Consider the following 12,559-nt stretch of genomic DNA (forward strand, 5'->3'; position numbering starts at 1 on the left):
CAGGGCTTTGGGGCACTGCCTTTTGGCCCGATCAAGGGGCAAATCTAGGGGCCCCAAATCAAATCGGACACAGCGGGCTGGGAATCGAAGCCGCCAGGTGACCAAGCTGGAAGCCGCAGGCGGACGACCCGGCCACGCTGGTCCCGGACGACAGGCGGCCGGGACCAGCGTGGCTCTAGCGGTACAGACGGATGTCGGCGAGGCTCCACCAGTTCGCCGCCGTGCCTGTCGACGTGACGCGCAGGTACCGGGCCGACGTAGGTCGGACGTCGACAGTGGTCAGCTGGCCGGTGGCGGTGCCGGTGGCCAGGGTGCGCCACGTCGTGCCGTCCGTACTGGACGACAGCTGCCACGAGCGTGCGTAGTCGCCCTCGTAGCCGCCACTGTCGATGGCGACCCGGCTGAACTGCTTGCGCGACTTGAGATCCAGCTCAACGTACTGCCCCGCTGCCTGTGCGGCCCCGCTGGACCAGCGCGTTGAGGCGTCGTCGTCCGCGATGAACGCCGCGCCCTCGCCGGCGGGCACGGACGTGGCGGTGGCTCCGGTCAAGGAGACCGCGTCGTAGCGGGACCGGAGGTCCTGTGGCCAGGTGAAGGTGGCCAAAGCGCCGCCAGGGAGGGTGTACTCGAACTGCTTGGTGCCCACACTCACCGCGAAAGTGCGTGGCGCGTCGTTCTCGTTGTGGACGACCAGGGCGGTGGAGCCGTCCGGGTTGCGGAAGGCCGTGTCCATGATTTGGCCGTTCCAGCCTGTGGTGCCGAAGGAGGTGCTGGCGATTCTGGTGGCGCCCGGCTTCACGAACTTCGACAGGTGGCCGATGGTGTAGTACTCGGCGTCTGTGGTGACGCTGCCGTCTGGTTGGACGGTGACCAAGCCGGTGCACGTGTCGCAGCCGCCGTTGTGGGGGCCGCCGGTGCTGTCCAGGGCGATGTTCCAGTTGACCGCCGACTTGGCCCAGTTGCGGGTGGTGCCCAGCACGACGTTGCGGGCGTGCCAGCGGAGGGTGTCGTTGAAGACCTTCGCCGGTGGGTCTGTCGGGCCGTGGGAGCCGGAGCACTCGGTGAACCAGATTCCCTTGTCGGGGAACGCGTTGTGCAGTGCGGTCTGGTCTGCTGGGGAGCCCGCGTAGCAGTGGTAGGCGGTGCCCGCGATCCAGCGTGCTGCTGGGCTGCGGAGGATTTGGTACGGGTAGTCGGTTTCCGGGGACGAGCCCGGTGGGGTGCCTGCCACGTCGCCGGGGTGGGTTTGCCAGTTGTGGTCGTAGGCCAGGATTTTGGTGCGGGGGCTGGCTACGCGCAGCTTCGGGCCGAGTGCCTCGATGACCTTCAGTTGCTGTGCGACGGGCATGTCGGTGCCGGGATAGGCCGACGGGGTGCGGTTTTGGGGTTCGTTCTGCACTGACAGGAAGTCGATGGGGACGCCTGCGGATTCGTAGGCCTTCACGTACTTCACCAGGTAGCGCGCGTAGGCGTCGTAGACGGCTGGGTCGTCCTTGAGGCGGCCGCCGACCAGGGAGTCGCCCGTCTTCATCCACGCGGGTGGGCTCCACGGGGTGCCCATGACCTTGAGTGCTGGGTTGAGGCGTTTTGCCTGGCGTAGCAGGGGGAGGATGCGTTGTTGGTCCGCTGCGATGGTGAAGTGCTTGAGGGGGAAGTCGGTCTGGCCTGGTGGGACGTCGTCGTAGGTGTAGTGCTGGGCTGCCGCCGTGAAGTCCGAGGAGCCGACTGGCTGGCGGAGGAAGCTCACGCCGATGCCGTTTTTCGGGTCGAACAGTTTGCGCATGGTGTCGTCGCGGACGGCGGGAGTCAGGCCGCTGAGGACTGCCGCTGAGGAGTCGGTGATGGACGCGCCGAAGCCGTCCACCCGTTGGAAGGTCTGGTTCGGGTCGACCACGATCGTGGGGTGGGTGGACGTGCTGGAGGTGAAGGCGACGGGGTCGCGTTCGGTCAGCAGTTCTGCCCGGTCGGGGGTTGTCACCCACACCCGTGCGCGGGGTGTGTCGTGGTTCGGGGCCGCCGCCTGGCCGGACGTCGTGCCCGCCAAGGTCAGGACCACTGCTGCCGCGACGCCGTACGCGGTTCTTCTCATGAGCCACCCGTCCCGATGTGTAACAGGGCATCAATCAGGATGTAACAAGTCGTTCCATCATGGAACACGTCGGCCGGGTTCAGCGTCAAGAGGCAGGTCAGGGGTCGGCGGTTATAGTGATCGAGTGGAGCGGCGAACGAGGGTGCGGGACATCGCCGCGGAAACCGGGGTCTCGATCGCCACGGTGTCCCGCGTGCTGAACGACCACGTCAACGTGGCTCCTCGGACCCGTGAGCTGGTGCTCCAGGCTGTCGAGAAGCATCGGCAGGACGACAAGCCGCGTGGGGCGGTCCACGTGCGGTGTCCGTATCTGCTGACCGACTACTTCGGGTTGATCGTCTCGTCGATCGCGGAGACGCTGCGGCTGCACGGGTTGCGGATGGTGCTCGACGCGGGTGAGGCGGCCCAGCGGAGTGATGCACTTGGTGCGTTGCCCGATGAGGTGGGGGTTGGGTCGGCGATTCTGATTCTGCCGCCGGAGGACGGGGATCAGCTGGTCGCGTTGGCGCGGACCGGGTTTCCGTTCGTGGTGGTCGATCCGCGGACGCCTCCGCCGCCGGATGTGGCGGCGGTGTCGGCCGCGCATTTTTCCGGGGCGCGGTTGGTGGCTACGCATCTGGTGGAGTTGGGGCATCGTCGTGTTGGGGTGATCGCGGGGCCGGAGGAGTGGTTGGCGAGTGATGCCAGGGCGGCTGGTCACCACGCGGCGCTGGCTGCCGTGGGTGTGCTGCCTGATCCTCGGCGGATTCGGCACGTGGAGCCGACTGTGGATGCTGGGGTGCGGGCGGGTGGTGAGTTGTTGGACGACGTGGATCCGCCTACGGCGCTCGTTTGCTTCAACGACAAGCTTGCGGTGGGGGCGTTGCGGGCCGCGCGTGAGCGGGGGTTGCGGGTGCCCGAGGACGTGTCGATCGCCGGGTTCGACGACATCGACCTCAGTCGGGCCACCACGCCCGCGTTGACGACCGTGCGGCAGCCGTTGGCGGAGATGGGGCGGATCGCCGTGACCCAGTTGGTGCGGGTGTTGGACGGGCATCGGCCGGAGGCGTTGCACCTGGAGTTGTCGACGTCGCTCGTGGTTCGGGATTCCACCGGGCCCGTCCGTTAGCCTGTACCGGGTAGTACAAACCGGGGAGGGCCTGTGCTCACGAAGAAGGGTGCGGCGACTCGGCAGCGGATCATCGACGCCACCGCGGCCGAGATTCGTGAGCGGGGCGTCACGGCGGTCACGTTGGAGGACGTTGGGGCGCGGAGCGGCACGGGTAAGAGTCAGCTCTTCCACTACTTCCCGGAGGGGAAGGAGCAGCTGTTGCTGGCCGTGGCGCAGCGGGAGGCCGATCGGGTGATCGAGGACCAGCAGCCGCAGCTCGGGCGGCTCACGACGTGGGCCGCGTGGGCGGAGTGGCGGGATGTCGTGGTCGAGCGGTACCGGCGTCAGGGCGTGCACTGCCCGCTCGGGGTGTTGATCACCGAGGTCGGGCGGCACACGCCCGCGGCGCAGGAGGTGACCCGGCGGTTGCTCGACCAGTGGCAGGGCGAGGTGCGGGCGGGGGTCGAGCACATGCAGGCCGACGGGCTGATCGGTCGTCACGTCGACCCGGACCGGGCGGCGGGAGCCGTTATCGCGGCGATCCAGGGTGGGGTGGCGATCCTGATGTCGACCGGGTCGTCGAAGCACCTGGAGGCGGCGATGGACCTGTGCCTCGACTACCTGAGGACCAGCGCCGGACGTCCCGGCTGAGACGTCCGGCGCTCGTGGTCACACCCAGTTGCGCACGGCCGGGTGGTAGCCCGCTGGCTTGTCGCCGACCTTGGCGCCGGTGCTGACCAGCCATTCCTGGTAGTTCGGCGTGAACATCCGGTACAGCGACTCCGGTGGCACGGCGCTCGCCTCGTCGAGTGCGGTCCGCAGCTCCGGCGGCAGGTCGAAGTCGAGTGCGGCGATGGTGGTGTCGAGTTGGGTGGCGCTGCTCGCGCCGACGATCGCGGAGGCGATCCCCGGCTGGGTCGCCGCCCAGTTCAGTGCTACCTGCGCCATCGTCACGCCCAGGTCGTCCGCCACGGACTCCAGGGTCTTCAGCAGGTCCCACTGGCGTTCGGTCCACTCGCCGCTGTTGCCGAAGCGGCCGTCGCCTGCCGAGCCCTGGCGGTACTTGCCGGTGAGGAACCCGCCCGCGAGCGGGCTCCACGCCGTGATGCCGAGGCCGAGTTCCCGGCCCGCCGCCACGTGCTCCACCTCGATCGCCCGGTCGATCAGGGAGTACGGGAGTTGGAGGTTGATCATCGGGACCAGGGAGTGCGCCTCGGTCAGCGACTGGGCGCGGGCGGCGTACCAGGCGGGGACGTCCGACAGGCCCGCGTAGCGGATCTTGCCCGCTTTGACGAGGTCGTCGAACGTGCGCAGCACCTCGTCGATGGGGGTGACGCGGTCCCACGTGTGCAGCAGGAACAGGTCGAGGTAGTCGGTGCGCAGGCGGCGCAGTGACGCCTCGACGGCGCGGATCATGTGCTTGCGGCCGTTGCCGCCCGCGTTCGGGTCGCCGGGGTCGACGCTGTTGGTGAACTTCGTGGTGAGCACGAGCCGGTCGCGGGTGCCGGTCTCCGCGATCAGGTTGCCGAGGATCGTCTCGCTCTCGCCCGCGGTGTAGAAGTCGGCGGTGTCGAGGACGTTGCCGCCCGCGTCGAGGTAGCGCTGGAAGATGGGCCGGGCCTCGTCCTCGGTCTTGCCGTACGCGGCGTGGAAACCGCTGGTGCCGAAGTTCATCGTGCCCAGCGTCAACCGGCTGACGCGAAGGCCGGAACGCCCCAACAGGAAGTACTGGTCTAGTGACATGCCTCCAGAGTGGGCATTTGGAAATGGACCGGCAAGTACAGAAACGGGCTAGGGGGTGAGGTGGAGTTCGGTGCCCTGCCAGCGGGAGCGGAGCCTTCGGTCGTGGCTGGCGATGACGATCGCGCCTGGGCCCGCGCCCAAGGCCTCCTCCAGTTCGTCGCAGAGGACGGGGGAGAGGTGGTTGGTGGGTTCGTCGAGCAGCAGGAGTTGAGGGGTGCGGGCCACGAGCAGGGCGAGGTTGAGGCGTCTGCGTTGGCCCACCGAGAGAGTTCCCACGGGTTTGTCCGTGTCCCACGGGTCGAGCAGGCCGAGGGAGTCGAGGGGGACGATTTCGGCGCGGGCCGGGCCCAGAACGGCGTCGTAGGCCTCGCGGGCGGTGCGTTCGGGGCGTTTGAAGGCGGTGTCCTGGCTCAGCATGCCGACTCGGAGATCCGGGGCGCGGACCACGCCGGTCGCGTCGAGCTTGCCCGCGAGCACGGCCAGCAGGGTGGACTTGCCCGCGCCGTTCGGGCCGGTGACCAGCAGGCGTTCGGAGGCGGTGACGTCGAGGCGGGCCACGGTGAGCCTGCCCGGCACGTGGACCTCCCGCAACGCCACCAGCACCTCGTCCGGGGCCTGTTCGGCGACCGCCTCCGGGTGGAAGCGGAGTGGGAGCGGGGGAGCGTCGACCTGGCGGCGTTCCAGGTCGTCCAGCTTGCGGGTGGTGCTGCGGACGCGGCGGGCGATCCGGGCCTGCGCCCGGCCCGCCGCGTTGCCGTAGCCCATCTTCTCGTTGTCGCTCTTCACCCGGTTCGGGATGGACCGGCCCGCGGTCACGCCGAGGGTGTCCCGCAACGCGGTCAAGCGCTCCTGCTCGTCGGCGTGCCGCTCGAGCCACCGGTCGCGCTCGGCGCGCTTCCACGCCAGGTAGTCGCTGTAGCCGCCGCCGAACCGCGTCGGCCAGTCGATCGCCGGATCGAGGTCGATCAGCTCGGTGCACACGGCGTCGAGGAACGTCCGGTCGTGGCTGGCGACCACGACGACACCGGGCAGCTCGCGCAGCCGGGCCTCCAGGAAGGCCGCGCCCGCGTCGTCGAGGTGGTTGGTCGGCTCGTCGAGCACCAGCGCCGCGGGCCGCCGGACCAGCAGTGCCGCCAGCGACAGCCGGGAACGCTGCCCGCCGGACAGGGTCCCGAGGGTGCGGTCGTGCGCGAGCCCGCCGAGGCCCAGTCCGAAGAGGACGGTCTCCGCGCGCCGGTCGGCGTCCCAGGACTCCCGGCGCTGGGCCAGTTCCAGCCGGTCGGCGTACTCGGCGAGGTGCTGTTCGTCGTGGAGCAGGCCCGCGAGCCGGTCGAGTTCGGCGAGGTCCTCGCGCGACTCGGCCAAGGCGTCGTCGAGCACGGCGGAGACCGGGAGCCGCGGGTCGTACGGCATCTCCTGGCCCAGGTAGCCGAGGTCGTCCGGGCGTTCGACGCTGCCGCGGTCGGGGTCGTCGACCCCGGCGAGCAGCCGCAGCAGCGTCGACTTGCCGACGCCGTTCTCGCCGATCAGGCCGACGCGGTTGCCGGGTGCGGCGGTGAGGGACAGGCCGTCGAGCACCCGGCGTCCTCCCAGGTCGCGCACCAGGTCGTGGGCGATCAGCGCGGTCTCAGGCATCGGGCGCGCCCGTCTCGATCAGCACGTGGTTCTCCAGTCGCAGCCTGCGGTCGATCCTGATCTCCCGGAGGAAGCGCTCGTCGTGGCTGACGACGACGAACGCGCCCTCGTAGGAGTTGAGCGCGCTCTCCAACTGGCCGGTGCTGACCAGGTCGAGGTTGTTGGTGGGCTCGTCCAGCAACAGCAGTTGCGGGGCGGGCTCGGCGTACAGGACGCACGCCAGCGTGGCGCGCAGCCGTTCCCCGCCGGACAGCACGCCGACCGGGAGGTGCGCCCTGGACCCGCGGAACAGGAAGCGCGCCAACAGGTTCATCCGCTGCGCGGGCGGCATCTCGGGGGCGAACACCGCCAGGTTCTCGGCCACGGTCCGCTCGTCGTCGAGCAGGTCGAGCCGTTGGGACAGGTACGCGATCCGGCCGTCGGCCCTGGTCGTGGCACCGCTCACCGGGGTGAGGTCGCCCTGCACGATCCGCAGCAGCGTCGACTTCCCGGACCCGTTCGGTCCGGTCAGCGCGATCCTCTCCGGCCCGCGGATCGCCAGGTCGAGGCCCTGGAACAGGTCGCGCTCGCCGCGGCGGGCGTGCAGCGCCTCGCCGAGGAAGAGCGTTCGGCCCGCCGGGACCGCGGTCTTCGGCAGCTCCAGGGTGATCTTCTGGTCGTCGCGCAACGCCCGCTCGGCGCGGTCCAGCTTCTCCTTCGCCGCGCCGACCCTGGCCGCGTGCGTGCCGTCCGCCTTGCCCGCGGACTCCTGCGCGTTGCGCTTCATGGTCCCGGCGAAGATCCGGGGGAGGCCCGCGCTGCCGAGGGTGCGGGCGGCGTTGCTCGACCGGCGGGCCGCCCGTTCGCGCGCCTGCTGCATCTCGCGCTTCTCCCGTTTCACCTCCTGCTCGGCGGTGCGGATGTTCTTCTCCGCCACCTCGCGCGCGGCGTCCACGGCCCGCTCGTAGTCGGTGAAGTTCCCGCCGTGGAACCGGATCTCGCCGCCGTCCAGCTCGGCGATCCGGTCCACCCGGTCGAGCAGCTCCCGGTCGTGGCTGATCACGAGCAGGCAGCCGTGCCAGTCGTCGAGCACGGCGTGGAGCCGGTGCCGCGCGTCCAGGTCGAGGTTGTTGGTGGGCTCGTCGAGCAGCAGCACGTCCGGCCGCTTGAGCAGCTGGGCCGCGAGCCCGAGCGACACGACCTGCCCGCCGCTCAGGGTGTCGAGGGACCGGTCGAGGTCGATCTCGCCGAGCCCCAGCCGGTCGAGCTGGGCACGGGTGCGCTCCTCGACGTCCCAGTCGGTGCCGATCGTGGTGAAGTGCTCCTCGGCGACGTCGCCGGACTCGACCGCGCGCAGGGCGTGCAGCACCGGGGCGACACCGAGCACCTCGGCCACCGAGAGACCCGCGACCAGCGGAAGGTCCTGCGGGAGGTAGCCGAGGACGCCGTCGACGGACACGCCGCCGGACGACGGCCGCAGCTCGCCCGCGATCAGCTTGAGCAGGGTGGACTTCCCGGCCCCGTTCGGGGCGACGAGCCCGGTGCGGCCACCGGGGACGGAGAACGACAGGCCGTCGAAGACGGGGGTGTCGTCCGGCCAGGAGAAGGACAGGGCGGAACAGACGACGAAGGCGTCGGACATGCTGGTGAGACCTCAGGAGGTGGAGCGGGCCACGGGGCTCCGCTGGTGTGCTGGGGACGACTGAGGCGGCCCTGCGGCGTCGCGCCGGGGCCTGCTCCTACCGGGAATCACCCGGAGATGTCGTCTTCACCTGCCACACCCCGACCCTACCAACCGCGCCCCGGCCTCGCCTCCCGCGGTGGCTGTGACGCGCGACCGTCCACGGGTGACCGTCGTCTCGCTCCGGCGGTCGCGGGGAGGTCCTTGCGGTCCGCGCAAGTTGAAAGATCCTCACGGATTGTGCCTTCCGGGCAGGAAAGCTGCCCCTTCGTGCAGACCGATTGATCCATCCGAGTGATGCCGCTCGACAGAAAGTGAGGTTAGGCTAACCTACATTCGACCGCCTGGCGTGGCTCGCCCTGTGGTCGTTCGGTGGGTGGAAGTTGTTGTGCGCGAAGGGTTTTGCGCCTTCGGGAGATGGGTCGACGTGGATGGACCGATGCGTGAGGACGCATTATCGCTTCCTTATCGACATCGACTATCGTTTCCAATCATGCCCGAACGGGTGATGGCTTTCGTGGCCGTCCGTGATCAAGCGAGGGGAGGTGGATCGGCGTGTTCGCGAGTCCGTGGTTGCGGTGCCGCACGCCAAGGCCCCGGTCCGACGTCCGGGTGGTGTGCCTTCCGCACGCCGGGGGCTCGGCGGGCTTCTACGGGACCTGGGGCGCGGCCGCGCCGGAGGACGTCGAGGTCGTGGCGGTGCAGTACCCCGGTCGCGAGGACCGGCTGACCGAGCCGTTCGCGGACGGGATGGCGCGGTTGACGTCCCGGATCGCGGCGGCGGTCGCGGCGCTCGACGAGCGGCCGACCGTCCTGTTCGGACACAGCTTCGGCGCGCTCGTGGCGTACGAGGTGACGCGGCTGCTGGAGGTCCGGCACGACCGGGTCCTGAGTGGACTCGTGGTGTCGGGTCGGCGTGCCCCGTCGGACCCGCCGAGCGGAGCCGTGCACCTGCTGCCGGACGACGCCGTGGTGGCGGAGTTGGCCCGGCTCGGCGGGACCGGCGGCGAGCTGCTGGCGATACCGGAGGCCCGTGCCGTGTTCCTGCCCGCGATCCGCGAGGACTTCCGGCTGGCCGAGACCTACCGGCACGCGCCCGGCGTTGAGCCGGGCTGCCCGGTCACGGCGGTGATCGGGGACGACGACACCGAGGTCGACGCCGCGCAGGCGGCGTTGTGGGCCGCGCACACCACCGGCCCGTTCGCCCTGCGGACCCTGCCCGGCGGGCACTTCTACCTGCTGGACCACGCCCCGGCCGTGCTGGAGCTGGCCACCCCGAAGAGAGGACGACCGTGACCGTCGAACGCCGGATCCCGTTCGTGTGCGATCCCGTGGCCACGGCGGCCGCGCTGGCGGCCGGGTCCCCCGACTCCTACGTCGTGTACGAGGACCACGGCGTCGTGGCCTACGCCGAGGGCGAGGTCGCGTCGGTCAGCGCGCACGCCGAGGGCAGCACGCTCGTCGAGGGCTCACGACGCCGCTTCTTCCCGGCGAACGGGCGGGTGCTCGCGTCGGTGTCCGAGGCGCTGGCCGCCATCGGCGCCCCGACCTGGCGGGCCTACGGGTGGGCCACCTTCGAGCTGAGCCACGTGCTGCACGGCCACGACCTGCCCGGCGGCCCGTTGGCCTACCTCGCGGTGCCGCGCCGGGAAGTGCGGCTGGACAACGGGATCGCGGTGCTCATGGCACCCGCCGCCGAGCTGGACGACCTCGAACGACGGCTGCGCGACGCGGCCGAGCACGTGCCGCCGCCCGCGGGCCGCGTCGAGGTCGACATCCGCGAGGACGGCCGCGACTACCTGGCCGCCGTGGCGGCGGCGGTCGCCGACATCTGCGCGGGGCTGTTCGACAAGGTGATCCTGTCGCGGGTCGTGCCGGTCGACGAGGACGTCGACTTCCCGGCCACCTACGTCACCGGGCGGCGCGGCAACGACCCCGCGCGGTCGTTCCTGCTGCGGCTCGGCGGCTGGGAGACGACCGGGTTCAGCCCGGAGATCGTCGCCGGGGTGGGCGCGGACGGTGTCGTGAGCACGCAGCCGCTGGCCGGGACGCGGGCCTTCGACGGCGACTCGCTGCTCGACGTTGCGCGGCGGGAGGAGCTGTACCGGGACGCCAAGGAGGTGTTCGAGCACGCGATCTCCGTGCGACTGGCCGCCGCCGAGCTGGCCGAGGTGTGCGCGCCGAACTCGGTGCGCGTCAACGACTTCATGTCCGTCAAGGAGCGCGGCAGCGTGCAGCACCTCGCCTCCGACGTCGAGGGCAGGCTGCGCGCCGGGCACACGTCGTGGGACGCGCTCGCCGTGCTGTTCCCGGCCGTCACCGCCTCGGGCATCCCGAAGGCGGCGGCGTGCGAGGCGATCCGCCGCGCCGAGGCCGAGCCGCGCGGCCTCTACAGCGGGGCGGTGCTGACCGTGGACTCCACCGGCGCGCTGGACGCGGCGCTGGTGCTGCGCAGCGTGTTCCGCCGCGACGGCCGGACGTGGCTGCGGGCGGGCGCGGGCGTCGTCGCGCAGTCCACGCCCGAGCGGGAGTTGGAGGAGACCGTGGAGAAGCTGCGCAGCGTCTCCCGGTTCCTGGTCGCCGAAGTGGCCGAGGTCCCCGCCGTGCGGGCGGCCGCGTCGTGACCCGAGTCGTGGTCGCGGGCACGGCGTTCGGCCGGATCTACCTCGACGCCGTGGCCCGCGACCCGGACCTCACCCTGGCGGGCGTCGTCGCCCGTGGCGGCGACTACTCGCGCGCCACGGCCGAGCGGTACGGCGTGCCCCTGTTCACCAGCGCCGACGAGGTGCCGGAGGACGTGGACGTGGCCTGCGTGGTCGTCCGGTCCGGCGCGCTCGGCGGACCCGGCACGGACCTGGCGCTGGCGTTCCTGCGGCGCGGGATCCCCGTGCTCCAGGAACATCCGGTGCACGCCGACGAGATCGCCGTCTGCCTGCGCGCCGCCCGCGCCGGGAACGCCGCCTACGCCGTGCACACGCTCTACCCGAGCCTGCGGCCGGTCCGCCGGTTCCTGGCCGCGGTGGACGTGCTGCGGCGCAACGGGAAGCTCGACTTCGTCGACGCCGCCTGCAACAGCCAGGTCGCCTACCCGCTGCTCGACGTCCTGGGCCGGGTCGCGGGCGGGCTGCGGCCGTGGGAGTTCGGCGAGGCGACCACCGCGCCGGGCCAGCCGTTCAGCACGCTGCACGCGGTCGTCGGCGGGGTGCCGGTGACGCTGCGGGTGCAGAACCAGGTGCACCCCGAGGACGCCGACAACCACTCGTTCCTGCTGCACCGGATCGCGGTCGGCTGCGAGGGCGGGGTGCTCACCCTCGCCGACACGCACGGCCCCGTGCTGTGGAACCCGCGCCTGCACTCGCCTCGGGACGACACCGGACGGCTGGTGATGGCCGGGCCCGGCACCGAACGGCTCGCCGTGCCCAGCACCGTCGTGCTCGGCGACGAACCGCCGGGGACCTACCACGCCGTGTTCGCCGACCTGTGGCCCGACGCCGTGGCCACGGCGCTGCACGACCTGCGCCGGGACGTCGCCGAGCCCGGTCGGCGGATGCGCGCGGGCCAGTGGGCGCTGGGCGTGAGCCGCGCGTGGAGCGACCTCACCGCCCGGCTCGGGATGCCCGAACTGGTGAGACCCCCTGTGCCGCACGAGATCCCGCTCGCCGACCTCCTCGCCGTGAAGGACATCGCATGAGGTGCAGCCACGTCCTGCTGAAGGTCGACGACCTCCACCGCGCGGTCCGCGACTTCCGCGACCTCGGGTTCGTCGTCGACTACGCGTCCGCCGAGCGCAAGGCCCGGCACGCGCACATCTGGTTCGCCTCCGGGCCGATCGTCGAGATCCTCACGACGCCGCCGGGCGCGCGGTTCACGAAGTGGCCGCTCGACCTGGCGTTCGGCCGGGGCTCGGGTGCGCGGATGACCCGCTGGGCGCGGTCCGAGGAGGGGTTCTGCGACGCGGCCCTGCTCGCGGACGACCTCGACCTGCCGGACCTCGGCCGGAAGGTCGGCTGGACCCGCACCAAACCCGACGGGTCCACCACCCGGTTCTCGTTCGCCTACCCGCGCAACGAGCGGGTGCCGTTCCTGGTCACGCCGTACGACCCGCCGCAACACCCCGCCGCCATCACACATCCCAACGGTGCCACGGGCGTGAGCCGCGTCCACGTCGACATCGGCCACGTCGACCGGGCCGTGTTCGACCGCCTCGTCGGCCCCGACGACGGCTTCGCCACCCGGCCCGCCGACACCACCCGCGTCCGCGCGGTCGAACTCGCCGGACTGACCCGCGCCCTCGATCCCGCACTGCTGCACGGCGCCGTCGTGCTCGCCCCCTAGCCAGCGA

General features: G+C 71.3%; 10 protein-coding genes. 6 read left to right on the plus strand and 4 right to left on the minus strand.

Annotation, left to right across the window (positions count from 1 at the left end):
• Positions 1–175: 175 nt before the first annotated feature.
• Positions 176–2,089 carry a discoidin domain-containing protein gene (locus tag ACFWW9_RS12445; RefSeq protein WP_390375261.1) on the minus strand — a complete coding sequence of 638 codons (1,914 nt, stop codon included), beginning with the start codon at positions 2,087–2,089 and terminating at the stop codon, positions 176–178.
• Between the two features lie 124 nt (positions 2,090–2,213).
• Between ACFWW9_RS12445 and ACFWW9_RS12450 the strand changes: the two genes are divergently transcribed.
• Both ACFWW9_RS12450 and ACFWW9_RS12455 read left to right on the plus strand, forming a co-directional pair.
• Positions 2,214–3,197: a LacI family DNA-binding transcriptional regulator gene (locus ACFWW9_RS12450; protein WP_390375264.1), complete on the plus strand. Its 984-nt coding sequence runs from the start codon at positions 2,214–2,216 to the stop codon at positions 3,195–3,197.
• Positions 3,198–3,230: 33 nt separating this feature from the next.
• Positions 3,231–3,830: a TetR/AcrR family transcriptional regulator gene (locus ACFWW9_RS12455; RefSeq protein WP_390375267.1), complete on the plus strand. Its 600-nt coding sequence runs from the start codon at positions 3,231–3,233 to the stop codon at positions 3,828–3,830.
• 18 nt (positions 3,831–3,848) lie between these two features.
• Here ACFWW9_RS12455 and ACFWW9_RS12460 read toward each other — a convergent pair whose 3' ends face one another.
• Genes ACFWW9_RS12460 through abc-f form a run of 3 tightly spaced genes read right to left on the minus strand, consistent with a single transcriptional unit; the run spans position 3,849 to position 8,178 of the window.
• Positions 3,849–4,922, minus strand: a complete 1,074-nt coding sequence (locus ACFWW9_RS12460; RefSeq protein ID WP_390375270.1) for an aldo/keto reductase — start codon at positions 4,920–4,922, stop codon at positions 3,849–3,851.
• 48 nt (positions 4,923–4,970) lie between these two features.
• Complete coding sequence (locus ACFWW9_RS12465; protein ID WP_390375273.1) at positions 4,971–6,557, minus strand: ABC-F family ATP-binding cassette domain-containing protein; 1,587 nt, start codon at positions 6,555–6,557, stop codon at positions 4,971–4,973.
• Entirely contained in the window at positions 6,550–8,178 is a 1,629-nt protein-coding gene (gene abc-f, locus ACFWW9_RS12470; protein ID WP_390375276.1) for a ribosomal protection-like ABC-F family protein, read from the minus strand. The genes ACFWW9_RS12465 and abc-f overlap by 8 nt, the downstream gene beginning before the upstream one ends.
• Before the next feature lie 594 nt (positions 8,179–8,772).
• On the opposite strand from abc-f, the gene ACFWW9_RS12475 reads away from it, so the two are divergent.
• The 4 genes from ACFWW9_RS12475 to ACFWW9_RS12490 are packed head-to-tail and all read left to right on the plus strand — an operon-like array spanning position 8,773 to position 12,552.
• Positions 8,773–9,513: a thioesterase II family protein gene (locus ACFWW9_RS12475; RefSeq protein WP_390375278.1), complete on the plus strand. Its 741-nt coding sequence runs from the start codon at positions 8,773–8,775 to the stop codon at positions 9,511–9,513.
• Positions 9,510–10,841: a salicylate synthase gene (locus tag ACFWW9_RS12480; RefSeq protein WP_390375281.1), complete on the plus strand. Its 1,332-nt coding sequence runs from the start codon at positions 9,510–9,512 to the stop codon at positions 10,839–10,841. Before ACFWW9_RS12475 ends, ACFWW9_RS12480 begins: the two co-directional genes overlap by 4 nt.
• On the plus strand, positions 10,838–11,908 hold the full coding sequence (locus ACFWW9_RS12485; RefSeq protein ID WP_390375284.1) for a Gfo/Idh/MocA family oxidoreductase: 1,071 nt from the start codon (positions 10,838–10,840) through the stop codon (positions 11,906–11,908). Before ACFWW9_RS12480 ends, ACFWW9_RS12485 begins: the two co-directional genes overlap by 4 nt.
• Positions 11,905–12,552, plus strand: coding sequence for a VOC family protein (locus tag ACFWW9_RS12490; protein WP_390375286.1), 648 nt, complete (start codon positions 11,905–11,907; stop codon positions 12,550–12,552). The genes ACFWW9_RS12485 and ACFWW9_RS12490 overlap by 4 nt, the downstream gene beginning before the upstream one ends.
• Positions 12,553–12,559 lie beyond the last annotated feature (7 nt).

It is taken from the genome of Umezawaea sp. NPDC059074 (genome assembly GCF_042738955.1).
Taxonomy (GTDB): Bacteria; Actinomycetota; Actinomycetes; order Mycobacteriales; family Pseudonocardiaceae; genus Umezawaea.